The sequence below is a fragment of the Pseudomonas sp. MM227 genome, assembly GCF_947090715.1.
GTDB classification, from domain to species: domain Bacteria; phylum Pseudomonadota; class Gammaproteobacteria; order Pseudomonadales; family Pseudomonadaceae; genus Aquipseudomonas; species Aquipseudomonas baltica.
In genome coordinates, this window is sequence record NZ_OX352319.1 from 1,851,871 (window position 1) to 1,874,419 (window position 22,549).

The following is a 22,549-nucleotide window of genomic DNA, read 5'->3' on the forward strand; positions in this document are numbered from 1 at the left end:
AAAGAGGGTTCCATGCGCATACTGGTTATCGAAGATCACGCCGATATCCTCGCCAACATCTCCGAGTATTTCACGCTCAAGGGCTGTGAAGTTACCGGGGCGCTGGATGGCGTCACTGGGCTGCACCTGGCGATGACCGGCAACTTCGACGCCATCATTCTGGATGTGATGCTGCCCGGCATGGACGGCAATCGGGTCTGCCACAAGCTGCGCTCGGTCTCCAGGCAGAACACGCCCATCCTGATGCTCACTGCACGTGACGAATTGGAAGACCGCTTGACCGGCTTCAGCGTCGGTGCCGACGACTACATCATCAAGCCCTTCGCGTTGTCCGAACTGTTTGCTCGCGTGGAGACGGTGAGTCGACGATCGACAGGCGTTCGGAAGAACGTGCTCCAGGTCTATGACCTGACCTTCGACCTGGATTCGCTTGAGGTGAAGCGGGCGGGCAGGCTGCTCAAACTCAACCCCACCACCCTCGTGCTGCTGGAGCTGCTGATGCGCAAAAGCCCCGCGATAGTGAAGCGTCGCGAGTTCGAACTGGCACTGTGGGGCCAGGAAACGCACGACTCCGACAGCCTGCGAACGGGCATCTACATGTTGCGCAGAACCATCGACAAAACCTTCGATGTACCCCTGCTGCACACCGTGCACAGCATGGGCTACAAGCTTCAGGCGCCGATCGAACGGCACTGACCCCGGCCTAGGCCTCGCGGCTCCAGGCTCAGGCGAGTTCTAGCGCCTTCAGCATCTGCACCAGGCGCTCTTTGGACTGCCGGTCGAGCCCCTTTAGGGGAAGAGGCAGGCAATTGGCTGCTGCCTGGCCCATGATCTCGGCTGCGGCAGCGATGACCCGGACACTGCCATATTCACGGAACATTGCCCACAGCGGTTCAAGCCCTGCCGACAGTTCGACGGCGCGGCCCGAGTGTGCACCCTCCGTTGCCTCGATGAGCGCCAGCGCAGTTCGCGGAAACAGTCCGCCCAGCACGGAGTACCACAGCTCGCACCCTGCATTGAGGCCGGTCACTGCAAAGGCATCGCCACTGATGCCTATACTGACGTGGGCAGGGATGCTCGCCCGCAGGCGCGCCACCCGGGCCGAGGCTTGCGCTGGATCCAGGTTCATGCCGGGGATCTTGATCGAGGCGACATTCGGCAGAGCTGCAATGCGCCCGTGCAGCTCGTCCGTGAACTCGAAGTGCGTGGTGCCGGGGTTGTCGTAGACCACCAACGGCACCGAAACGTGGTGGGCGAGGGTTTCGTAGAACTCGAATACTTCATCGGCACCAAGCTTCTGGTAACTCACCGGTGGCAGCAACAGCGCGCAGGCCCCAGCGGCCTGCGCATCATCCGCCAGCAGCAGCACATCTCGCGTGGCGACCGAGCCGATCCCGACGATAACGGGCACCTCACCGGCCACGCTGACGGCAAGCCGCGTCGCGAGGCGTCGTTCTTCCCGGTTCAGGTACGCGTAGCTTCCCGTCGAGCCCAGAACGCCGATGGAATCGACCTTTGCCGACGACAGGTTTTCAATCAACCCGGCGAAGGCCGTTTCGTCGACGACACCGTCACGCAGCGGGGTCAAAGGGAATGCGCTCAAACCTGTGAACATGAAAGAACTCCTCATTTTCGGACGGAATACGTGGGTTTGCATCGGCGACCGGCGTTGCTATAGGGTACCTGAGTACATTGCCAGCGACGCAACAGAGTGGGGCCCCTTCATGTCGTTCGATATTCACCATCTGCTTCTGGTGTTCGTCACCTACATTGTCGGCGCAGCCAGCCCGGGGCCCAGCAACATGCGAATCATGAGCGTCGCGATGCACCAAGGCAGACGCCCCGCGTTGGTGCTGGCCGCAGGCGTCATCAGTGGTTCGTTCTTCTGGGGTTCAATGGCTGCTACGGGTGTCTCGGCAGTGCTCGTGCAATACGCCGGCGCGCTGTTCATTCTGAAGATGGCAGGCGGCGCCTATCTGCTTTTTCTGGCCAGCAAGGCCTGCCGTTCCGCGCTGACGTCCAATCAACGCTTTGCCGATGAGTTGGCATCTTCACCGAAGGCATCCTGGCCAAGTCTGTATCGTCGGGGCTTGCTGATGCACCTTACCAATCCGAAAGCCCTGCTGAGCTGGATCGCTACGATGACCCTGGGCTTGGGCCCAGGCGCGACGAGCTCGACCGTGGCGATCATCCTGGCGGGTTGCGCCATACTTAGCGTGACCATTTTTGGCGGTTATGCACTGGTCTTCTCTACGGCCCCAATGGTGCGTGCCTATGGAAAGGCGCGCCGTTGGATCGAGGGCACCTTGGCGATGGTCTTTGCCGCAGCCGGCTTGAAACTCCTGTTCGCCAGGCCGTGATCCGCTGCAGGCCCTGATCGCGCTCGTTTCGCTATCGTCGTGAGCCATATCCGATAGCTGCCGACCTGCCCCATGCTCAAGATTCCTGCCGGCGGGCCGATGATGGTTGTCATCAACCCCCGATCGCAATGGAATCCTGCATGATCATCCGACGCCTCAATCTCGCCCCTCGGGCGATCGCTTTCTTCTCGGCCGTAGTCGCGGTCGTGATCCTTCTGGGCAGTATCTCCATCGTTCAGATGAACAAGCTCTACCAGGCCGAGCAGGACGTGGAAACCAACTGGATGCTCGGCATTCGCGATGCGGGTCAGATGAACAGCGGACTGCTCAGGTTGCGGCTCGAAAGCATGCGCGGTGCCACCACCACCGATGCCGCGCTTCGTGAACAGACGATTGCTGCGTTTCCGGGCTATCGCCGTACTTTTCAGGAAACCATCAAGCACTACGAGAGCACCGTTGCGAGCGACGATGACCGTAAACTTTACGAATCCATACGCTCAGATGCGGCAACGTATGACCAAGTGCTGGGTCAGCTGGAACCTATGCTGCGTGCTGCCGACACCACTGCGGCAACTGCCTTGATCAACACGGCCATTCGTCCGTTGACCAATGCCCTCGAAGGCAAGGTCAACCAGCTCATGGCGCTGAACGACCGCGGTGCCACGGATGCCGGCGATGCGGCGCTGGCGACGTTCGAGTCGGGACGCAACTGGGTCATCGGGCTGATGGCTGCGGCCGTGCTGGCTACCATCCTGCTCGCTGCGCTATTGATCCGCAGCATCACCCAGCCGATCAAGGAGGCCGTGCAGATTGCCCAGCGCATCGCGCGCAAGGACCTGACCGAAACGATCGTCGTGGTCGGGCAGGACGAGGCCGCCAGCATGCTCACCGCGTTGGCCCAGATGCAGGCCAACCTGCGCCAGACCATCGCGCACATTTCCGACAGTTCCAGCCAGTTGGCTGCCGCCTCGGAAGAGATGAGCGCCGTGACCGAGGAATCCAGCCGCGGTCTGACGCGCCAGAACGACGAGGTCAATCAGGCTGCCAGCGCCGTCACCCAGATGAGCTCGGCCGTCGATGAGGTGGCACGCAATGCGGCAGAGGCCGCCGACGCGTCGGCAACCACCCAGTCCCTGGCCAGGGATGGGCTGGGCAAGGTCGAGCAGACCCTCACCGCCATTCAGGCACTGGCCACCAACGTGGGCAGCACCAGCACCCAGGTCAAGCAGCTGTCGTCACGGGCGCGGGAGATCAATACGGTGGTCGAGGTGATTCGCGCCATCGCCGAACAGACCAACCTGCTGGCATTGAACGCGGCCATCGAAGCGGCCCGCGCCGGAGAGCAGGGTCGAGGCTTTGCCGTGGTGGCGGATGAAGTGCGCGCCCTGGCTCACCGCACGCAGCAGTCGACCCAGGAAATCGAAAAGATGATCGGCTCCATGCAGACCGATTCGGTGCAGGCTGTGCAAGCCATGGAGCAGAGTCAGCAGATGGCCAGCGATTCGTCGGCCGTGGCGCAGCACGCCAGCGCATCGCTCAGTCAGATATCGGCATCGATCAACCTCATCAGCGAACGCAATACCGTAATCGCCACCGCAGCCGAGGAGCAGGCACAGGTGGCACGGGAAATCGATCGCAACATCACCAGCATCCGCGACCTTTCGATCCAGAGCGCAGCCGGCGCCACGCAAACGGCCACCGCCAGCGGAGAAGTGTCGAGGCTGGCGGTCGGGCTGACCGCATTGGTCGGGGCGTTCGCGATCTGACCGTGGCCGAGTGGGAGCGGCGAAACCGTAGCGTCAGCGATTGTTGCGCAGAATCGAGAAGTTCAGCGCCGCGGCCACGCAGAGCCAGGCCAGGTAGGGGAACAGGATCAGCCCGGTGATGACGTCCAGGCGCATTGCCAGGGCAACCATGGCGGCGGTCACCAGCCACAAGATCACGATGATCACCATCCCGGCGAGCAGGCGATGGGCGCCGAAGAATACCGGCGTCCACAGGGTATTCAGGGCGATCTGCGCGGCCCACAGCGCCAGTACCGTCTCGCTGCCCGGCAGTTGGGTCAGCCGATAGCCCGCCCACGCCAGCAGCAGGTAGATGACCGTCCAGGCCACGGGAAACGCCCAGTTGGGCGGGGTGAAACGCGGCTTGACCAGCGAGGCGTACCATTCGCCGGGCTTGAAGATGACACCGGTGCTGGCTGCGGCGGCGCAGGCCAGCAGAAAGATGAAGAAAACCATGATGAGTCCTTGTGCAGGGGCAGGGGGGCGCTGCAATAGCGAGATGTGCTATCAAGCTGACGCCTGAACCACGGAAAAGTTTGCGCGAGCGTGCAGCGCGTTCAGCCTTCCTCCCGCTGTCCTGCCTGGCCAACCGCAGCGCTCAGGTGACCAATGGGACGTAGCGGCACCAATCGAATCCCAGCTGAAATTGTGCAAGGCAGCCCTGATCATTGTGGTAGGTTTCGATGATTCCCTGCTGCCAAGCTGTTCAATCGACCCTGCGCTTCAGTCCGGAGAATCACCATGTCCCAGAGCAACGTTTCCAAGGCACCACGACAGACCCTGACCGAACAAGTCCTGCAGGCCAAGGCCACGCACAATCTGACCTGGGCGGCGCTGTCCGAAGGGACCGGCCTGAGTACGGTGTATGTGACGGCCGCACTGCTGGGCCAACACCCGCTGCCGCAGGCGGTTGCCGAAGTGGTGGCCGAGCGTCTGGGCCTCGACGCGCAAGCGGTCGTTCAGTTGCAGACCATACCGTTGCGCGGCAACGCCGAAGACGTGTCCAACGACCCGACCATCTATCGCTTTCACGAAATGGTCCAGGTCTACGGCACTACCTTGAAGGCTCTGGTGCATGAGCAATTCGGCGACGGCATCATCAGTGCGATCAACTTCAAACTCGACATCAAGAAAGTCGAAGATCCCGAAGGCGGATCGCGTGCTGTGATCACCCTGGACGGCAAGTTCCTGCCCTACAAGCCTTTCTAGGATCCTCGCCATGAACCAGGAAAACCGCCCACCGTTGCCACCTTTCACCGTCGAAACCGCCATTCGGAAAGTGCGTGGTGCCGAAGATGGCTGGAACACCCGGGACGCCGCCAAAGTGGCGCTGGCCTATACCCACGACACCTACTGGCGCAACCGCAGCGAGTTCATCGAAGGTCGAGCCCAGGCCCAGGCGTTTCTCGAGCGCAAGTGGCGCAAGGAGTTGGACTACCGCCTGATCAAGGAGCTGTGGGCCTTCGCCGACAACCGCATTGCCGTGCGTTACGCCTACGAGTGGCATGACGATTCGGGCAACTGGTTTCGCTCCTACGGCAACGAGAACTGGGAGTTCGCCGCCAACGGACTCATGCACCGGCGCTTCGCCTGCATCAACGACCTGCCGATTGCCGAGTCCGAACGCAAGTACCACTGGCCCTTGGGGCGGCGCCCCGACGATCACCCAGGGTTGAGTGATCTGGGGCTTTGAGGGCGCGCTGACGGCCATCGTCAGCGCAAGTGCTCAGGCCAGTTTGCCGCGCGACACGCCCGTTTGTTCCGAGGCCGCCACGCGGGCGGCGGCTTCGGCATCGACCGTGCGCAACGACTTGCCACGGGTTTCACGGGTCAGGCTGACGGCGACGATGGAGATTACCGCAGCCCCGACCAGGTACCAGGCGATGGGCGTGGAGCTGTTGTATTTGTTCAGCAGAGTGATGGCGATCAGCGGCGCCAGCGAGCCGGCGAAGATCGGCGCCACCTGATAACACAGCGACAGCGCTGTGTAGCGCACATGGGTCGGGAACATCTCGGCCATGAGTGCCGAGTAGGGCGCATAGGTCATGGATTCGATGGCCAGGCCCAGAGTGATGGCCGCCATGATCAGCCAGTTGTTGCCGGTGTCCATCATCGGGAAGCCGACGAAACCCCAGAACGCCGTCAGTACCGCGCCGGTCAGGTACACCGGTTTGCGGCCGACCAGGTCGGAGAGGTAGCCCATCAGCGGAATCATGAAGAAGTGCAGGAAGTGCGCGCCGAACATCAGCAGCAGAATCTGCGAGGTGTCCTTGTGAACCACCAGCTTGAGGTAGGTGATGGAAAAGGTCACCACCGTGTAATACAGAATGTTCTCGGCAAACCGCGCGCCGATTCCCACCAACACTGAACGCCAGTGATGGCGAAGTACTTCGACCACACCTAGCTGTTCGGATTGAATCGATGCCTGGCGCGCCTGGGCTTCCTTGAAGATAGGCGCATCGTCGACGCTGCTGCGGATCCAGTAGCCGATCAGCACCACAATGGCCGACAGCCAGAACGCCACGCGCCAGCCCCAGGCCAGGAACTGCTCCTCGGAAAGCCCGGTGGACAGCCCCAGCAAGGCGACGGTAGCGATCAGGTTGCCCGCCGGCACGCCCGCTTGTGGCCAGCTGGCCCAGAAGCCGCGACGGTTGTCTGGGCAGTGCTCGGACACCAGCAGGATGGCACCGCCCCATTCGCCGCCGAACGCGAAGCCCTGGATCAGCCGCAACAGCACCAGCAGCACGGGCGCAGCGTAGCCGATGGTGGCGAAACCTGGCAGGCAGCCCATCAGGAAGGTGGTGATGCCCACCACTATCAGGCTCAGTTGCAGCAGGCGCTTGCGGCCGAACTTGTCGCCGTAGTGGCCGAACACCAACCCGCCCAGTGGTCGGGCCAGAAAGCCCACTGCGTAGAGCGCGAAGGCAGCAATGATGCCGTCGATGGGGCTATCGGTCTGGCGAAAGAACAGCTGGCCGAACACCAGCGCTGAGGCCGTTCCGTACAGGAAGAATTCGTACCATTCGGCGACGGTTCCGGCCATGGCGGCCGCCACGACGCGTTTGAGTCCCGCTGGGGTGGTCGCGTTGGAAGAAGTGGACATGATCAGGCTTCCTGGAGTGGCAATGACAGTTACCCGGGCCTGGCGGATGCGCCTGGCCCGGTCGTGATTCAAAGACCGACGTCGGGCAGGATGGGGCGGTTGGCCAGGGCCTTGGCCATGATGCGTTCGACGAACAGACGGTCTTCATCCGGCAGGGCCAGGCGCGGTGGGCGAGTGAGGGCGCTGCCGCGGCCCATGATCGCTTCGCACAGCTTGATGCACTGCACCAGGTCCGCACGGGCGTCCAGGTGGAGGATCGGCATCAGCCACCGGTAGATTTCCATGGCTTCGGCAAAGCGTCCGGCCTTGGCCAGGCGGAAGATGGTTTCGCCTTCCTGTGGGAAAACGTTGGACATGCCCGACACCCAGCCTTCGGCGCCCACTGCGATGCTTTCCAGGACGACGTCGTCGAGGCCGGCGAACAGCACGAAGCGGTCGCCCACTTCGTTGCGCACGTCGATGAAACGCCGGGTATCGCCGGAGGAGTCCTTGAAACACACCACGTTGTCGCAGTCGGCCAGGGAGATGAGGATCTCGGCGGTGACATCGTTCTTGTAGATGGGCGGGTTGTTGTAGACCATCAACGGCACGTCGGCGTGCTTGGCCACGTAACGGAAGTGCTCGGCGGTCTCGAAAGGCTTGGAACCGTAGACCAGTGCCGGCATCAGCATGACGCCGTCCACCCCGGCCTTGCGTACGGCATTGGCGGTTTTCGCGGCAGCGACACTGGTGAATTCCGCCACGCCGCAGATGACCGGTACGCGCCCACCGGAGGCGTCGACGGCCACTTCGGTGACAGCGATCTTCTCTTCTGCGGTCAACGAGGTGTTTTCACCTACCGAGCCGCAGACCACCAGGCCTGACACGCCGTCGCGAATCACATTGGAAATCACCTGATGAGTCTTTTCCAGGTTGATGGAAAAGTCATCGTTGAATTGAGTGGTAACAGCCGGGAATACGCCACTCCAGTTGATGCGCTTGCTCATTCGATTTGCTCCGCTGATTAATGGTATTTCGTATACGCTTTGATTCGTACGTTGTTTGCAAAGGGTGATGCGGTTCCAGCCATGTTGTCGCGAGTAGGCGATGTGCCCGCTCGTGTATCGGTAGCGCCTATTTGACCGACTTCAGGAACGCGGCCGTTTCCGGCTGCAAGGGGTTGCCGATGACCTGGTCCGGGCTGCCGATCTCATGCACCAGGCCGTTGCGGAAAAACGCCACGCGATCGGACACATCGCGGGCGAAACGAATCTCGTGGGTCACCAGCACCATGGTCATGCCGTCTTCGGCGAGCATGCGCATGGTGTCGAGCACTTCGCCCACCAGTTGCGGATCGAGCGCCGAGGTGGCTTCGTCGAACAGCATGTAGTCCGGTGACATGGCCAGCGCTCGGGCAATCGCCATGCGCTGCTGCTGGCCGCCCGAGAGCTTGCCGGGAAAGGTATTGAATTTGTCGCTCAGGCCGACATGGGTCAACTGCTGCACGGCCAGCGCCTCGGCCTGCTCCTTGCTCTTGCCCAGTACCTTGCGTGGCGCCAGCATGACGTTTTCCAGCACGGTGAGGTGGGGAAAGGCATTCCATTGCTGGAACACGATGCCGATTCGCTGGCGCAGCTGGTTGAGGTTGGTGCTGCTGCCGTGGACCTCGACCCCGTCGACTCGAATACTGCCTTTCTGGATCGGCTCCAGGCCGTTGATGCACATCAGCAAGGTGGATTTTCCCGAACCCGAGCCGCCGATGATCGACACCACCTCGCCCTTGCTCACCGTCAGGCTGACGCCCTTGATGACCTCCAGTTCGCCGAAGGATTTGTGTACGTTGTCGATCTCAATCATTTTCCTGCCACCTTCTTTCCAGACGAGCGCCCAGGCGAGCGACCACCAGGCTCATGACGTAGTAGATGAGCCCGGCGATGCACAGCACCAGCAGCGGCTCCTGTATGCGCGTGACGATGGTCTGCGACGCGCGCAGCAGTTCGACGATACCGATCCACATCACCAGCGCGGTGTCCTTCATGACGCCAAGCACCAGGTTGAGCCAGCCGGGGAAGGCGATCCGGGTGGCCATCGGCAGGACGATGTAGCGCAGGTCTTGCCAATAGCTCAGGCCGAGCGAGCGGCTGGCCCGGCGCACCGAAGGCGACACGGCAAGCACCCCGCTGCGGACGATCTCGGTGAAGTACGCCGCGGCGTAGACGCCCAGCACGATGCAGCCGACGCTGAACGCGCTGATATTCAATCCGACGATGCTCTTGAGCGAATTGAGCAGCACGAACTGGATCAGCAACGGCACGCTGCGGAACACGTCCAGCACCCACGCGAGTGGCAGGCTGGCGCGCGGCGCGAGGGCCCGCAGCAGGCCGCACAGCAAACCGCCGAAGGAGCCCGCCAGGATTGCCCAGAATGTCAGTTGCAGGGTGACCCAGGCGCCATTGAGCATGTACAGGAGGTCTGTCGCGGTGAGGCTGGTGGAAAACATGCGCCGCTCCTCAGTAGCGAAACAGACGCCAGCTCAACAGCCGGGCGAGGCCGACGATCAGCTTGGCGATCAGGTAATAGAGCACCGCGGCCATCGCGAAATATTCGAAGGTGCGGAAGGTCTTCACGTTGTAGTCCTGGGTGACCCCGGTCAGGTCGTCGTTGAGCCCGACTACCACGCCCAGGGACGTCATCAGCACCGCCCACACCATCTGGTTGCTCAGCGGGTAGAACACCACGCGCAACAGTTGCGGAACGATGATCATGCGGTAGGCCTGGAAGGCACTCATGCCCAGCGAGCGCGCGGCGCGCATCTGCGTGTCCGGCACCGCTTTGAGACCGCCGCGGAAATTTTCCGCCAGGTAGCCGGCGTTGTTGAAGGTGATGCCGGCCAGCAGTGCCAGCCATGAGCTGACGTGCAGGCCCAGCGAGCCGAGGCCGAAGTACAGGATGTAGATCTGGAACAGCGACGGGGTATTGCGCGCAATCGACACCCAGCCGTCGCCGACGCCGCGCAGCGCCCGGCCGCGGAACGTCCGTTCGGAGCCTGCACGCATCACGGTCAGAAGCAGGGCGATGAGCACACCGAAAATCATCGACAGCGCCGCGGTTTCGAACGTCACCCACGCGCCTTGCAGCATGTCGGGCAGGGCGCGCCACGCAGCCCGCCATTGGAAGGTGTAGTCAAACATGCTCCGCGCCCTCCGCTGCACAGGTGGCCAGCCAGGCGGGCGGTCGAGCGCTGGTGGCGCCGCTGCACGCGCTGTCGACACAGGTGCCGAGGCTGGCGAAATGAACGCTGCGCCCGACCAGGCCGGGCGCGTAGTGGGCGTACTTGCCCGAGTTGGTCATCAGGCTGCGCACACCCACGGGAATGACCGGTTCGCCCAGCATGCACCAGCAGGTATCGGTGACCAGCGTGGCGCCGAAGGCTTCGAGCACGGCCACATGACCCGCTGCCCGTGCCTGTTCCAGCACCGCTCTACCGCAGGTGATGGCCAGTACCACGTCCGGGTGTCGGCGCAGGCCGCAGCAGAGCTCGGCCAGGCGGGCGAATTCGGTCAGGGAGAAGTGCGGGTTGCCCAGGGATACCATCCTGACCTGGTTGTCCCGCGCGCTGTTGAGCTCCATCCAGCTGGCGTACAGGTCTTGCAGGGAAATCGAGACGCGCGGCAGCGTATCCGGTGAGTCACTCGAGTGGGCCGGGTTCAGGGCTTCCGGAGTGACGCCGGCGATATGAAACATCGGTGCAGCGCTGGTGGTGGCGAACGCGGCGCCGAATGCCTTGAGCTCGTCCAGGCTGGGGCTGAGGTGCTGCAGACCGCTGATCAATGGAATGCGGCTGCCGCACAGGGTCCCGACGTGATAGCCGAGCAGCGGGTAGAAGCTGTCATCCAGTTCTTTCAACACCGGTACGTCGATCAGCAGTTGGGCCCGACGTTGCTCCTGGAGATGACAGCCGATCAGCGGCGCACGGCCAGTCAATGCAATGCAGATGTCCAGGTAGTCCGGGTACTTCAGCGTGCGCGCGCCGAGCACGCTGTTGGCGTAGACCACAGCGTTGGACTCGGCCCACACCACCTGCTCGCCAAGGGCTGGTGCGCTGTCGAGCAGATAGGGCGCGCAGGTGAAACTTGTGCGCGCACCCATGGCCATGTACGCATCGCCCAACGCGCTGGCAGGCTCGCCGAGCGCCGGATCGATACCCAGTTCCCGCCAGCGGCGCTGGTCCACCGAGATGGCGTTCAGGGTAGTGGGCACCCGCACCCGTGCGCCCCATTGCACCAGTTGTTCGGCGAAACGCAGGCTGGCGGGGCCGGTGTAGATGCAGCCGTCGATGTGCGCCTGAGTGATATCGACCAGTTCCCGCGCGCCCTGTAGACGGGCCATGCGCAGGACGATCTGCATCGCCACCTGCGCCGCCTTGCCGTGGCTGCCTGCGAGCAACTCATGGTCACGGCTGTCGAGTGCAAAGCCGTCATCGAACGGCTCCGGCTGGCCGACGCCTGGCTGCGGCTGCCAGTCGTCCGCCGGCACCTGGCTGTATAGACCGAGCGTTGCCCCATCCAACCGAGCCCATGCCACGCCGCGCAGCGTATCGAAGGCTTCCTGGCCGATGCACAGCACCGGCAGCGAGCGGGCGAAGAAGTGCTGTGCCACCAGCACGCCCAAGCTGAGGATTTCATCGGCTTCGGCCAGTACCAGCGCTGCCGGCGCGTGGCCGTTGCTGATCAGTTCCATCATGACGCTGCTGCCCGTGCAGGACCCGCGACTGCCGGGAATCGCCAGGACCCGGCCCGCCACCCGCTGACCACTGAGCGGATGATGGCGGTCGATCACCTCGCCACTGCTGGGGTCGACCCCGCCCCAGAAACTCAGGCCGGTGTCGGCAAACAACAGGGCGCCTTGTGCGCTGCCGTCTATCAGGCTGCGTCCACCGACGCTGCGTGGCATGGTCGTCACCTCAGTAGTAGACGTTGGGTACGGTGAGGTTGGCGGGCGCAATGTCGGTGCCGACCCATTTGACGAACAACTCGTTGTAGCGACCGCTGCGCACCTGCTGGTTGACGAACAGGTTGAGGTAGTTGAGCAGACCGTATTCGGTGCGCTTGGCGCCCAGGGAAACGTAGTCGATCACGTAGGGCGCATTGCCGGCGACCTTGAGGTTCTTGTATTTGCCGGATTTCAGAGTGGCGGCGGCCACGGTATTGGTGACCACGGTGGCCTGGATATGGCCTTGGGCGACGGCCAGAATAGTGTCGTTCTGCGACTGATACGCGCGGAAGCTGCCGCTGCCCCAGCCCTTCACGTCCTTTTCCAGCGCGATGGCCTCGTAGGTGCCGCTGGTGTTGCCCACTGCCTTGCCCTTGAGGTCGTCGAAGCTGTTGACGCCGGTGTCGTCGCGGGTCAGCACGACCATCTGGAAGGCGAAGTAGGGCACGCTGAGGCCGACGGTCTTGGCCCGTTCCAGGGTGTCGGAGGTGGAGGCCACGATTACGTCGGCACGGCCCGAGATGAGTGCCGGAATCCGGTCTGGAAACGGCGTCTCGATGACTTCGGCATCGACGCCCAACACCTTCGCCAGGTCGTTGCAGTAGTCGACGTCGAACCCCGCAGGCTTGTTGGCGCTGTCGCGCATGCCCATGGGCGGGAAGTCCAGGGTCACCGCACAGCGCAGCTTGCCGGAACCAATGATGTCGTCCAGCTTGTCGGCCTGGGCGGTCGCCATGAAAGTAGTACTGAGCACAGCGGTTAGGGCTACGGCGAAGGCGGGAGTTTTCATGGAGGCCTCGGAGTTGGGTGAGCACTGGAACTGCCATTGAGAATTTCGTATACGATATTTCAAATGCAACAGGCGTGCCTGTTTTCGTTCGTGCTCGCGCTGTCGTCGTAAGCCCCTGAATCAGGGCGTATTCATCATGGATCGGCGAGGGTGGAAGAGTCGGGTATGACGCCGTGGGGTGTTACATAAGGGAGCACCGCCCCAATGATTGCCCGCTAACGGAACATCAGCGATGGCTTTCGCGGTACAGGCTTGGCGAAAGGTGCGTCAGCGCGCGGAACTGCCGGCTGAACGCACTGTGGTCGGTGTAGCCACAGCGCAGGGCGACATCGGTGATGGGCAGGTCTTCGTCGCGCAGCAGACGTGAGGCCTCCTCGAGGCGGGCCTTGTGAATCAGCTGGCGCGGGGTCAGGTGGAAGATCCGCTTGCAGTGACGCTCCAGTTGCGCAACCGACAGCCCGGCAATGGCGGTCAGCTCCGCGAGGCTGATCGGACGATGAAAATGGGTGCGGATGTGCGCGTCGACCGCCGCCAGTTTCGCGAAGGCCGGGTGGCTCGACTGAGGCAACTGCAGGTCGCGGGAAATGCCGGCCAGGCCGATGATCCGACCCTGTTCATCGTGCAAGGCGATCTTGTGGGTCAGGCACCACACGGGCTGGTTGCCATAATAGAGGTGCAGCTCCAGCTGATTGGCCAATTCGCGGCCGCTGCCAAGGACCTTGCGGTCCTGTTCGGTGTACAGCGTGCCAAAGCGTGCCGGGAACACTTGCTCGGCGGTCAAGCCCAGCAGTTGCTGACTGGTCTTGAAGCCGCAACGCTTGGCCAGGGTGGCATTGACGAAGGCATAGCGGGCGGCGTCGTCCTTGATGAAAAACACCACGTCGGCCAAGGCGTCGAGCAAGGGGGCCAGGGGTTGCAGGCTGCCCAGCAGGTTCGGTAGTTGGCACGGGCTGGCGCTGAGGAATGCGGCGAGCATGGGGTCGAGGTCCGGAAGTGACTCCTGCAGGATAGTGCTGCCGGGCTGCTGCGCAAAGCCCGGACACTGTGTTTAGCAGGGCGGGGTTCAGGAGGGCGGGTGGCCGTCGAGGCGCAGCAGGGTCTCGATCCGTGCCGGGCTGAAGGGCGGTCGGGGTGCCGAGGGTTGCCAGCCGAACAGGTGCGCGGTGGCGGCGCCGCATACCCGCCCCTGGCAAGCGCCCATGCCGCAGCGGGTGGCGAGTTTGGCCTCGCGCCAATCGCAATGGGCGGCAAGCGCTGCAAACGGCACGTCTTCGCAGCGGCAGACCAGGGTGTCCGGCGCGCACAGGGCAGCGAGCGCAGGATCGAGGGCAAATGCCCGGTTCAGCACGGCGGCGAAGCCTTGCCAACGGGCCCGCTGCGGCCAAAGCCGCTGCGCCGCCGCCTGGTCGCCAGCGGCGGCGTGTCCGGCGATGCTGCCTTCCACCGAGGCCAGCTCGCTGCCGCCGAAGCCGGTGCATTCGCCTGCGGCAAAATGGTCCGCCAGGCTGCTCGCCTGCCAGGCATCGACGGCGATGGCCCGGTCCTGCAGCGCACAGCCCAAGGCCTCGCCCAGCTGCGTGTTGGGCACCAGGCCGAAGCCGCAGGCCAGCCGGTCACAGGGCAGTTCCCTGATTCGGCCCTGCTGCATCAGTCGTACGCCTTCCAGGCGGTCGTCACCCAGAGCGGCCAGCACATGGCTGCTGGTGCGATAGGCGGGCGAAAACAGTTGCAACGACTGCAGCCATTTATGTGGCCAGCGTGGCAGCTGCGTGGCAAATCCTGCCACGGCGCGGGTGCTGGCCTGCTCGGCGATGCGCAGGATCCGTGCGCCGTTCTTCGTTGCACTGTGCGCGCTGGCCAGCAGCAGCGGGCCGCTGCCGGCAACCACCACGCGTTCGCCCGCAACGGGCAGGCCGCCCTTGATCAACGCTTGCAGGCCACCGGCACCGGTCACGCCAGGCAGCGTCCAGCCGGGGAAGGGCAGCAGCAACTCGCGGGCACCGGTGCACAGAATCAGCTTTGCATAGCCGATGATCCAGCCGCGCTGGTCGTTCTCCACCAGTAACTGATGGGGCGCAGGCCGGGCGATCACTCGAGTGGAACCTTGGATCTGCACGTTGGCACACGCCTGCAGGCGCTCGCGCAGCCGTGTGGCCTGGGTGGGCAGCGAGGCCTGCGGGCCATCGCGCCAGATCTGCCCGCCGGGCAACGGATTGTCGTCCAGCAACACGATGCGCAGGCCGCTGGGTGCCGCTGCCAGCGCCGCATGGATGCCTGCCGGCCCGGCACCGATGATGAGAATATCGACGTGCTCGATCATGGCAGGCTCCGTACCTGCATGCCGTCGCGGCAGGATGTCTGGCACGCCAGGCGCCGCGCGCCGTCGATGGTCACACGGCATTCCTGGCAGATACCCATGCCGCACAGCGGCGCGCGCCGTTGGCCGCTGACCGAGGTGCGCGTGCAGCCATCACCGGCCATCGCGAGTGCCGCAGCGACGCTGGTGCCGACCGCCACCTGCAGCGTGCGTCCATCGACCGTCAACTCAAGCATGGCTGGACCCTCCAAGAAAACGTTGCGGCAGGTAGGGCGTTGCCGCCAGCGGCAGTGATTCGTCGAACAGTTGCGCCACCAGCAAATCGGCGGTCGCCGGCGCAGTGGTCACCCCCAGGCCTTCATGACCCACCGCCAGCCACAGGCCCGGACGCTGGGGATGCTCGCCCACCAGGGGCAAGCCATCCGGGCTGGCGGCGCGAAAACCGGTCCAGGCACGAATCACATTCAGCGTGTTCAGCGCAGGCACGTACTCTGCCGCGCGCCGGAGCATCTTGGCGAGCATCCAGCCTTCGACGTCGGGATCCGTGGTGTTGAATTGCCGCGAGGCGCCGATGAACAGTTGTCCGGTCGGGCGCGGCTGGATGTTGCAGGCCGTGGACGGCCCACTGGCGTTGTGGGCGCTGGTGACATAGCCCAGTTCCACCAGCGTGTGAGTGATCTGCGCGGGGTAGCGGTCGGTGATCGCCAGATGGCCTTTCTTGGCCTGGATCGGCAGCTCGGGGCACAGCTCGGTGGCCTGGATGCCGTTGGCTAACAGCACCATGCCAGCACTGAGCCATTGGCCGTCGGCCAGACGCACACGGTTGCCGTCTACCTCGGTGACCGTGGCGCGTTGCTGGCGGATCAACGGATGATCAAGCATCCACTGTGCAGCCGCCGGCGCATACACAATGCCGTCCCCCTTGATCAACAGACCACCCTCCAGCCCTTCGCGAAGCAACGGTTCGCGCTCGCGCAGGGCGTTGCCAGCGAGGATTTCGCAGGCCTCGCCATGCTCGCGCAACACCGCGAACTTGTGCTCGGCAACGGCCATTTCCTCATCGTTGGCGGCCAGCCACAGGGTGCCGTTGCTGCGGTAGGCGCAACCGTTGGGCAACGACCCGGCGATGTCGCGCCAGCGCTGCAGCGAATATTGACTCAAGGCCAGTTCGGCCGCGTTGTCGTCGAGCACCAGCAGGTGGCCCATGCCGGCGGCCGTGGCACCGGGCGTGCCGGCGTCCAGCACCCGTACGCTCAGCCCGCGCTTGGCCAGGGCCTGGGCGCAGGCAGCGCCGACGATGCCTGCGCCGATGACGATGGCGTCGGCCACGGCCGTGGGGTTCACAAGCGGATACCCCAGGCGAAGGGGTCGTCGGCCTGCAGGATCAGTGTGGCTTCGGCGCTGATGTAGGCCCGGCCGCGAATGGTCGGCACAACGGGCCCGTCGCTGCCGTGTTCCATGGCTTCATATGAACCCTCGAACTCGCTGCCGATGACGCTGGCTTGACGCCAGATCTGCCCGGGCTGCAGTTTGCCGTCGGCGGCCAGGCACGCCAGCTTGGCGCTGGTCCCGGTTCCGCAAGGCGAGCGATCGTAGGCTTTGCCGGGGCACAGCACGAAGTTGCGGCTGTCGGCCCGTTGGTCTTCGGCGAACAACTCGATGTGGTCGATCAGCCCGCCGTCCTCGCCGCGTATGCCTTGGTCCTCCAGCGCGTGCTGCACGGCGACGGTGTAGGCCGTCAGGGCGTCGAGGTTGTCACCGCTGACCGCCAGGCCATGCTCGGCGACCAGGAAAAACCAGTTGCCGCCCCAGGCGATGTCGCCGGTGACCGAACCGATGCCCGGCACCTGCACGGCGACGTCCTTGCGGTAACGATAGGCCGGCACATTGCGCACGCTCACCGAACCGTCCTCGTGCAGCGTGGCCTGGACGGTGCCGACCGGCGTCTCGACGGCGTGCACGCCCGGCCCGATTCGGCCCAGGTGGGCCAGCGAGGCGATCAAGCCGATGGTGCCGTGGCCGCACATGCCCAGGTAGCCGGTGTTATTGAAGAAGATCACTCCGGCGCAGGCGTTCGGGTCTACCGGCGTGCACAGCAGTGCGCCTACCAGCACATCGCTGCCCCGCGGCTCCAGTACACAGGCGGCGCGCCAGGCATCATGCCGCTCGGCGAGCAATTGCTTGCGCTCGGCCATGCTGCCGGTGCCCAGCTCGGGAAAACCGTCGATCACCAGGCGGGTGGGTTCACCACCGGTGTGCGAGTCGATCACTTGGATGCGGGTCATGGGGCCACTCGTCGGGTCGGTTAAGTGACCCTTAGAATGGCGCAGATAGCCCACTGCGGCTTGAGCTATTTAGCCCGTGACAATGACGAATTCGGCACAGTGCCAGGGTTCAGCGGGCGCTTGGCAGATGCTCGAACAGGGTCTGGCAGACGCCGGCGATGTGTTCGTCGAGCAGGCGCACGGCCAGCTCCACGTTGCGCTCGCGGCAGGCCTGGAGAATCTCCCGGTGTTCGTGGTCGGCGCGATCCTTGCCGGCCGACAGGCTCATCTGCATGCGCAGGTAACGCTCCAGCTTGTCGTTGACCGAACGAATCATCCCCACCAGGAACGGCCGTTGCGCGGGCTCGTAGAGGCAGGCGTGCAGCGCCCAGTTCAACTCGGCCCAGCGGCCCACGTCGGTTTCACCGATGAACTCGCGGCAGATGCTCTCGGCGCGGGTAAAAGTGGCCTCGGTCATGTTCGGAATGGCCAGGCGCAGCACCTTGTCTTCGAGCAGCATGCGCACTTCGAACATCTGCGCCAGCTCCGACTCCGACAGGCGCGTGACCATCGCCCCGCGATTGCGCTGGAACATGACCAGACCCTCGGCTTCGAGGCGCTTGAGCGCTTCGCGAACGGGGATCTTGCTGACATTGAACTGGCGGGCGATGTCGTCCTGACGGATCGGTTCGTCCTCGGCAAAATGCCCGGCAACGATCGCGTCGCGCAGGTGCCGGGTGATGATCTCCGAGGTCGAGGGAGAATTGCCGAGGTCCGGCGCGTTGAGTTTGGTCTGGGCCACGGTGCTGGGTCATTCGAGGGATTGAGTGCATATGGTATACAGTTTTGTGGCGGCCGGAACCGGCTTTGATCCGGCTAAGGCATCCGGCGTTGCCGCTGATGACGCCGTCGCAGCTTCATCAGCACCCCTGTCAGCAGCGCGCCGCAACCCAGCGCTACCGCTTCCACGCTTGCGCGCTGCCAGTCGCCGGCGGCAGCGTAGCGCCACAGGTTCTGCCCCGTGGTCCAGTGATTGAGCAGCGGCAGGCACAGGCACAGCAGCGCCCCCAAGCCGAGCTGTTCGGCCCATGCGAGGTTGCGCGGCCGACACAATGCGTGCAGCAGGGTCGCCAGCCAGATCAGCAGGAAACAGCGTATTTCCCAGTTGGCCCGATCCTGCAGCTGCAGTGGCAGCAGCCGGTTGGCATAGAAGTAGGCACAGCACGCCAGGCCAATGCCCGCACTGCACGCCACGTTGAGCGCTTCGACACAGTGATAGAAGCGTTGGGTGGCAGCACCGAATTCGTGCTGCCCCTTGATCCGCCGCTTGATCGAGAACAGCAGCGTGCCGGCGACCATCATCAGCGTGCCCAGCAGGCCGCTGGCGAAGTACACCCACCTCAATGCCCAACTGCCGAAATCGGCAAAATGCAGGGAACGCATCACGCCTTCGATGCGTGCGCCCATGGACACGCTGTCCGGGTCAGGCAGCCTGACTTGCAGCACGTCGCCACTGGCCGCGTCGAACAGCACGCTGGCCTGGGGCGTGAACAGATGGGACGACGGCTGACCGGGGTCGGCACGACCGATGACGCGTACGCTGGCGCTCGCGCTACCGGGCTTGTCCACCAACAGCATCTGCGCTGGCTGCCCGGTCAGTCCGCGGGCCTGTTCAAGCAGTTGCTCCCACGCAGGAGCCCGGGTGTCGAGCGGCGCAGTGTTGCGCACAGCCGGAGCCTGTGGCGCCAGGTCGGCGCTGAAGCGTGCATGGGCACCGTCATTCGAGCCGTACACGGCGTGCACCGGCCACGGCATGTAGCTGCTGGCGAAGATGCACAGGCCTGTGTAGGCGATCATCAACTGGAACGGCAAGGTCAGCACGGCCGCGGCGTTGTGTGCATCGAGCCAGGCACGCGGCCCGCGGCCTGGTCGGAAGGTGAAGAAGTCGGCGAAGATGCGTCGGTGAATCACGACCCCCGATACCAGTGCAACCAGAAAACCGACGGTCAGCGCGCCGACGATCCAGAAGCCCAGCACCGGCAGTTGCAGCATGTAGTGGAACGACATGAAATGCCGGCCGCCTTCGGTCTTGCGCAGTGCTTGCGACATCACCGGTGTACCACTCGTAGGGTCGAGAGCGATCTGCCGGGTGCCGCTTGCGTCGCGCCACAGCAGGTGCACGGCCTCGCCCGCATAGGTCGGCAGCTGCACCCGCCACAGCCGCGCACCGGCGCCGTGTGTAGCCAGGTAGCGCTGCGCTTGCCAGGCAGCAGAACTTTGATCCAGCGGCTCCCCGGCGTCGAGCGGGGCGATCGGCTGCGCCTCCATCCAGCGGGTGATGGGTTCGCGGAACACGCTCAACGAGCCGGTCAGGAAGATCACGCACAGCAGCCAGCCGCAGACCAGGCCGCACCAGGTGTGCAGCCAGCCCAGGGAGCGGCGCAGGGAGCCGTTCAGCGCACTGATCCCGAGGTCGACGCGATCAGAAATCGCCTCGCAGGGTCAGCATGTAGCTGCGTGGCTCGCCGAACACGTTCGAACGGTCGACCGCTACCGCAGTGGTGTAGTAACGCTTGTCGAACAGGTTCTCGGCGTTGAGCTGCACCTTCCAGTGCTCGTCCAGCTTCCAGGCCACGCGCGCATCCCAGATCGCATACCCCTGACTGCCAAAGTCCAGCCCGGTGGTCGACGAGGCCTTGTAGTAGGACTGCGCCGACACGCCACCCCCGACGGTCAGCCGGTCCCAGGCACCGGGCGGGTTGTAGCTGGTCTGCAGGCGCAGCATGTGCTTGGGCGTCTCGTAGGCCACCTCGACGTCTTCGGTATTGTTGCGCAGCAGGTTGAAGGTGTAGCCACCGAACACCTGCCAGCCTGGCAGGATCTCGCCGCTGGCTTCCAGGTCGACGCCCTTGCTGCGCTTGATGGTGCCGTTGACGTAGCAGGTGCCCTCGGAGTCGTTGCTGGTGCAGTTGGTATTGGCCAGGTCGACCAGAGCGACGTTGGTCTGCTTGATGTAGAACAGCGCCATCGACAGGTTCAGGCGGTCATCGAACAGCGCGCCCTTGATGCCGGTTTCGTAGTTGTCGCCTTCGGAGGGTGAAAGCGGCGTACCGCTGGTATCGACGTAGTTGCCTTGGGCGTTGAAGATTTCCGCATAGCTGGCATACCACGCCCAGTCGTCGCTGATGTCGTAGATCACACCAGCGTAGGGGGTGACCTTGCGTGTCACCTTGGACTCGTAGGGCAGGGCGGCGCCGCGCTTGATGTCGTAGGTGTAGTCGTACCAGCTGGTGCGACCACCCAGTACCAGGCTCAGCGGTTCGCTCAGGCGCAGCCGTGAGTTGGCGTACAGGCCCGCGCGCTCCTCGGTCATGTCGATATCGGTGCTCCATGCCGGCCTGGCAGGCTTGGCGATGGCATGGTGGTCGACATTGAAGATGTTCAGTGGCCGATTGCCCAGGCTGGCGGTGGCCTGCTGAGTGTTGGCTTCCTGGCGCGACCAGGTGCCGCCCACGGTGACGTCATGGGTCAGGCCGAAGGCATCGAAATTGCCGCTGACATGGCTGTCCACCCCGGTGCTGGTGACCTTGTCCTGGCGAAACAGTGCGGCCTGAAACACCGAACCGGTATTGGTCACCGGGCTGATGGTGCGTCGCGCATAGGCAATCTGTTGATCGAAGCTGCCTTCGGAAACGGTCACCGAGGTGGTGCTCGACCAGCGTTCGTTGAAGCGGTGCTCGATTTCCGCGAACGCTTCGCTCATCTCGCTCTGGTGACGGTTCCAATCCTGCACCAGCGAAGTGGAGCGGGAGATGTCCAGAGCGTTGCCGTTGCTGTAGCGCGGCAGGCCGTATATCGAATAGCCGTTAATGACGTTTTCCTGGTGGCGCAGGCTCAGGCTCACGGTGGTGTCCGGGTCGATATCGGCTTCGACGATGCCATACACCAGCGGCGTGCGGGTGTTGCGTTCATCGAGGTAGGAACCGTTGTCTTCGTAGGCCGTGACCAGTCGGCCGCGCACGCTGCCGGTTTCGTTGAGCTTGCCGCTGGCGTCCAGGTCCATGCGGTAGCGGTCCCAGGAACCGGCGCTGGCCTGTACCGTCAGTCGCGGTTCGGCGGTCGGCCGCTTGCGCACCAGGTTCACCGCGCCGCCGGGCTCGCCTGCGCCCACCAGCAGGCCCGCCGCGCCGCGCAGCACTTCGACCCGGTCGTAGATGGCAGTGTCGGGCTTCATCCACCCGGTGATCTGATAGCCCTGGCCAGGCACACCGTCCACCAGAAAGCTTTCCGCCAGCAGCGAGAAACCGCGGGAGGTGTACACATGCCCGCCGAAGTTTCGGTACTGGAACGTGATGCCCGGGGTTTGTTCCAGCACCTTGTCCAGACTGGTGAGCTTCTTGTCGTCCATCAGCTGCCGGGTCACCACGCTGACGGTCTGCGGGGTGTCCTTGAGGCTCAGGTTGAGTTTCGCGGCGGTGCTGCTGCTACCAGTCGTATACGAGCCCGTGCCGTCGGTGCTGCTGCCCAGCTCGTTCATGGCATTGACGGTGGTGGCGCCCAGAGCTATGGCGGGATCGTCGCGCGCGGGCAGCTTCTGCAGCACCAGGGTGCGTGCATCGAGCATCTGCCAGCCGAAGCCGCTGCCGCGCAGCAGCGTCTGCAGGGCCTGGTCGAGGGTGTATCGGCCTTTCAGGGCCGGTGCGCGCAGGTTGGCCACATCCGAGGAGTTGAAGATCAGGCGCACGTTGGCCTGGTCTGCCAGTTGGGTCAGCGCCTGATCCAGCGACTGCTCTGCCGATTGCAGGTTCAGGACGGTGGTCGGTTCTGCCCCCTGTGCCGAAGGCGCAAGCAGTGGCAGGCCCGCCGTCATGGCCAGCATCAATGCCAGGCTCAGGGTGCGACCGGTAGCGGGAGTGAACGAAGGAAAACGTGCCTGCATCTGAAAACGTCCGTAAGCCAA

At 64.0% G+C, this 22,549-nt stretch carries 22 protein-coding genes; 5 read left to right on the forward strand and 17 right to left on the reverse strand.

Annotated elements, in window-relative coordinates; translation table 11 throughout:
• Positions 1–12: 12 nt before the first annotated feature.
• Entirely contained in the window at positions 13–696 is a 684-nt protein-coding gene (locus tag ONG87_RS08495; protein ID WP_264382646.1) for a response regulator transcription factor, read from the forward strand.
• A 28-nt stretch (positions 697–724) separates the two neighbouring features.
• On the opposite strand, the gene ONG87_RS08500 is transcribed toward ONG87_RS08495, so the two are convergent.
• Positions 725–1,615 (reverse strand): dihydrodipicolinate synthase family protein, encoded by an 891-nt coding sequence (locus ONG87_RS08500; protein ID WP_264382647.1) that lies wholly within the window; start codon positions 1,613–1,615, stop codon positions 725–727.
• Positions 1,616–1,724: 109 nt separating this feature from the next.
• Between ONG87_RS08500 and ONG87_RS08505 the strand changes: the two genes are divergently transcribed.
• Positions 1,725–2,360: a LysE family translocator gene (locus ONG87_RS08505; RefSeq protein ID WP_122478612.1), complete on the forward strand. Its 636-nt coding sequence runs from the start codon at positions 1,725–1,727 to the stop codon at positions 2,358–2,360.
• A gap of 140 nt (positions 2,361–2,500) precedes the next feature.
• Entirely contained in the window at positions 2,501–4,126 is a 1,626-nt protein-coding gene (locus ONG87_RS08510; protein WP_264382648.1) for a methyl-accepting chemotaxis protein, read from the forward strand.
• Between the two features lie 33 nt (positions 4,127–4,159).
• Here the strand turns inward: ONG87_RS08510 and ONG87_RS08515 are convergent, their stop codons facing one another.
• Positions 4,160–4,600, reverse strand: a complete 441-nt coding sequence (locus ONG87_RS08515) for a TspO/MBR family protein (RefSeq protein ID WP_122478609.1) — start codon at positions 4,598–4,600, stop codon at positions 4,160–4,162.
• 285 nt (positions 4,601–4,885) lie between these two features.
• Here ONG87_RS08515 and cynS point away from each other — a divergent pair, with 285 nt between their 5' ends.
• Together cynS and ONG87_RS08525 are read left to right on the forward strand one after the other, a co-directional pair.
• Positions 4,886–5,353 carry a cyanase gene (gene cynS, locus ONG87_RS08520; RefSeq protein WP_122712872.1) on the forward strand — a complete coding sequence of 156 codons (468 nt, stop codon included), beginning with the start codon at positions 4,886–4,888 and terminating at the stop codon, positions 5,351–5,353.
• Between the two features lie 10 nt (positions 5,354–5,363).
• The gene (locus tag ONG87_RS08525) at positions 5,364–5,837 is read left to right on the forward strand and encodes a nuclear transport factor 2 family protein (protein ID WP_264382649.1); all 474 of its coding nucleotides are present in this window, start codon (positions 5,364–5,366) and stop codon (positions 5,835–5,837) included.
• A gap of 33 nt (positions 5,838–5,870) precedes the next feature.
• Here ONG87_RS08525 and abaF read toward each other — a convergent pair whose 3' ends face one another.
• The 15 genes from abaF to ONG87_RS08600 form a co-directional block, all read right to left on the reverse strand.
• Positions 5,871–7,247 carry a fosfomycin efflux MFS transporter AbaF gene (abaF, locus tag ONG87_RS08530; protein WP_264382650.1) on the reverse strand — a complete coding sequence of 459 codons (1,377 nt, stop codon included), beginning with the start codon at positions 7,245–7,247 and terminating at the stop codon, positions 5,871–5,873.
• Positions 7,248–7,315: 68 nt separating this feature from the next.
• Positions 7,316–8,233 (reverse strand): dihydrodipicolinate synthase family protein, encoded by a 918-nt coding sequence (locus tag ONG87_RS08535; RefSeq protein WP_264382651.1) that lies wholly within the window; start codon positions 8,231–8,233, stop codon positions 7,316–7,318.
• Positions 8,234–8,360: 127 nt separating this feature from the next.
• Positions 8,361–9,083 carry an amino acid ABC transporter ATP-binding protein gene (locus ONG87_RS08540; protein ID WP_122478600.1) on the reverse strand — a complete coding sequence of 241 codons (723 nt, stop codon included), beginning with the start codon at positions 9,081–9,083 and terminating at the stop codon, positions 8,361–8,363.
• On the reverse strand, positions 9,076–9,726 hold the full coding sequence (locus ONG87_RS08545; protein ID WP_264382652.1) for an amino acid ABC transporter permease: 651 nt from the start codon (positions 9,724–9,726) through the stop codon (positions 9,076–9,078). The genes ONG87_RS08540 and ONG87_RS08545 overlap by 8 nt, the downstream gene beginning before the upstream one ends.
• A 10-nt stretch (positions 9,727–9,736) precedes the next feature.
• Positions 9,737–10,417, reverse strand: a complete 681-nt coding sequence (locus tag ONG87_RS08550; RefSeq protein WP_122478596.1) for an amino acid ABC transporter permease — start codon at positions 10,415–10,417, stop codon at positions 9,737–9,739.
• The gene (locus tag ONG87_RS08555; protein ID WP_264382653.1) at positions 10,410–12,179 is read right to left on the reverse strand and encodes an aconitase family protein; all 1,770 of its coding nucleotides are present in this window, start codon (positions 12,177–12,179) and stop codon (positions 10,410–10,412) included. Before ONG87_RS08555 ends, ONG87_RS08550 begins: the two co-directional genes overlap by 8 nt.
• Positions 12,180–12,189: 10 nt before the next feature.
• Positions 12,190–13,008 (reverse strand): transporter substrate-binding domain-containing protein, encoded by an 819-nt coding sequence (locus ONG87_RS08560; RefSeq protein ID WP_192102228.1) that lies wholly within the window; start codon positions 13,006–13,008, stop codon positions 12,190–12,192.
• Positions 13,009–13,234: 226 nt separating this feature from the next.
• The gene (locus ONG87_RS08565; RefSeq protein ID WP_122478590.1) at positions 13,235–13,984 is read right to left on the reverse strand and encodes an AraC family transcriptional regulator; all 750 of its coding nucleotides are present in this window, start codon (positions 13,982–13,984) and stop codon (positions 13,235–13,237) included.
• Between the two features lie 87 nt (positions 13,985–14,071).
• Positions 14,072–15,328, reverse strand: a complete 1,257-nt coding sequence (locus ONG87_RS08570) for an FAD/NAD(P)-binding oxidoreductase (RefSeq protein WP_264382654.1) — start codon at positions 15,326–15,328, stop codon at positions 14,072–14,074.
• Positions 15,325–15,561: a (2Fe-2S)-binding protein gene (locus ONG87_RS08575; protein WP_192047320.1), complete on the reverse strand. Its 237-nt coding sequence runs from the start codon at positions 15,559–15,561 to the stop codon at positions 15,325–15,327. The genes ONG87_RS08570 and ONG87_RS08575 overlap by 4 nt, the downstream gene beginning before the upstream one ends.
• A complete protein-coding gene (locus tag ONG87_RS08580) occupies positions 15,554–16,669 on the reverse strand; it encodes an FAD-binding oxidoreductase (RefSeq protein WP_264382655.1) in 1,116 nt (371 codons plus the stop codon). Before ONG87_RS08580 ends, ONG87_RS08575 begins: the two co-directional genes overlap by 8 nt.
• Positions 16,666–17,610, reverse strand: coding sequence for a 4-hydroxyproline epimerase (locus tag ONG87_RS08585; RefSeq protein WP_264382656.1), 945 nt, complete (start codon positions 17,608–17,610; stop codon positions 16,666–16,668). The genes ONG87_RS08580 and ONG87_RS08585 overlap by 4 nt, the downstream gene beginning before the upstream one ends.
• Positions 17,611–17,719: 109 nt before the next feature.
• A complete protein-coding gene (locus tag ONG87_RS08590; protein ID WP_122478581.1) occupies positions 17,720–18,391 on the reverse strand; it encodes a GntR family transcriptional regulator in 672 nt (223 codons plus the stop codon).
• A 74-nt stretch (positions 18,392–18,465) separates the two neighbouring features.
• Positions 18,466–19,971: a PepSY domain-containing protein gene (locus tag ONG87_RS08595; protein WP_264382657.1), complete on the reverse strand. Its 1,506-nt coding sequence runs from the start codon at positions 19,969–19,971 to the stop codon at positions 18,466–18,468.
• Positions 19,972–20,071: 100 nt separating this feature from the next.
• On the reverse strand, positions 20,072–22,528 hold the full coding sequence (locus ONG87_RS08600; protein ID WP_264382658.1) for a TonB-dependent receptor: 2,457 nt from the start codon (positions 22,526–22,528) through the stop codon (positions 20,072–20,074).
• Positions 22,529–22,549 lie beyond the last annotated feature (21 nt).

Bases quoted from the DNA above. Each gene is read 5' to 3' on its own strand.
- cynS (WP_122712872.1), top strand. From the start codon at position 4,886: ATGTCCCAGAGCAACGTTTCCAAGGCACCACGACAGACCCTGACCGAA.
- abaF (WP_264382650.1), bottom strand. From the start codon at position 7,247: ATGTCCACTTCTTCCAACGCGACCACCCCAGCGGGACTCAAACGCGTC.
- ONG87_RS08515 (WP_122478609.1), bottom strand. From the start codon at position 4,600: ATGGTTTTCTTCATCTTTCTGCTGGCCTGCGCCGCCGCAGCCAGCACC.
- ONG87_RS08500 (WP_264382647.1), bottom strand. From the start codon at position 1,615: ATGTTCACAGGTTTGAGCGCATTCCCTTTGACCCCGCTGCGTGACGGT.
- ONG87_RS08555 (WP_264382653.1), bottom strand. From the start codon at position 12,179: ATGCCACGCAGCGTCGGTGGACGCAGCCTGATAGACGGCAGCGCACAA.
- ONG87_RS08585 (WP_264382656.1), bottom strand. From the start codon at position 17,610: ATGACCCGCATCCAAGTGATCGACTCGCACACCGGTGGTGAACCCACC.
- ONG87_RS08545 (WP_264382652.1), bottom strand. From the start codon at position 9,726: ATGTTTTCCACCAGCCTCACCGCGACAGACCTCCTGTACATGCTCAAT.
- ONG87_RS08510 (WP_264382648.1), top strand. From the start codon at position 2,501: ATGATCATCCGACGCCTCAATCTCGCCCCTCGGGCGATCGCTTTCTTC.
- ONG87_RS08540 (WP_122478600.1), bottom strand. From the start codon at position 9,083: ATGATTGAGATCGACAACGTACACAAATCCTTCGGCGAACTGGAGGTC.
- ONG87_RS08505 (WP_122478612.1), top strand. From the start codon at position 1,725: ATGTCGTTCGATATTCACCATCTGCTTCTGGTGTTCGTCACCTACATT.
- ONG87_RS08565 (WP_122478590.1), bottom strand. From the start codon at position 13,984: ATGCTCGCCGCATTCCTCAGCGCCAGCCCGTGCCAACTACCGAACCTG.
- ONG87_RS08575 (WP_192047320.1), bottom strand. From the start codon at position 15,561: ATGCTTGAGTTGACGGTCGATGGACGCACGCTGCAGGTGGCGGTCGGC.
- ONG87_RS08525 (WP_264382649.1), top strand. From the start codon at position 5,364: ATGAACCAGGAAAACCGCCCACCGTTGCCACCTTTCACCGTCGAAACC.
- ONG87_RS08560 (WP_192102228.1), bottom strand. From the start codon at position 13,008: ATGAAAACTCCCGCCTTCGCCGTAGCCCTAACCGCTGTGCTCAGTACT.
- ONG87_RS08570 (WP_264382654.1), bottom strand. From the start codon at position 15,328: ATGATCGAGCACGTCGATATTCTCATCATCGGTGCCGGGCCGGCAGGC.
- ONG87_RS08535 (WP_264382651.1), bottom strand. From the start codon at position 8,233: ATGAGCAAGCGCATCAACTGGAGTGGCGTATTCCCGGCTGTTACCACT.
- ONG87_RS08495 (WP_264382646.1), top strand. From the start codon at position 13: ATGCGCATACTGGTTATCGAAGATCACGCCGATATCCTCGCCAACATC.
- ONG87_RS08550 (WP_122478596.1), bottom strand. From the start codon at position 10,417: ATGTTTGACTACACCTTCCAATGGCGGGCTGCGTGGCGCGCCCTGCCC.
- ONG87_RS08600 (WP_264382658.1), bottom strand. From the start codon at position 22,528: ATGCAGGCACGTTTTCCTTCGTTCACTCCCGCTACCGGTCGCACCCTG.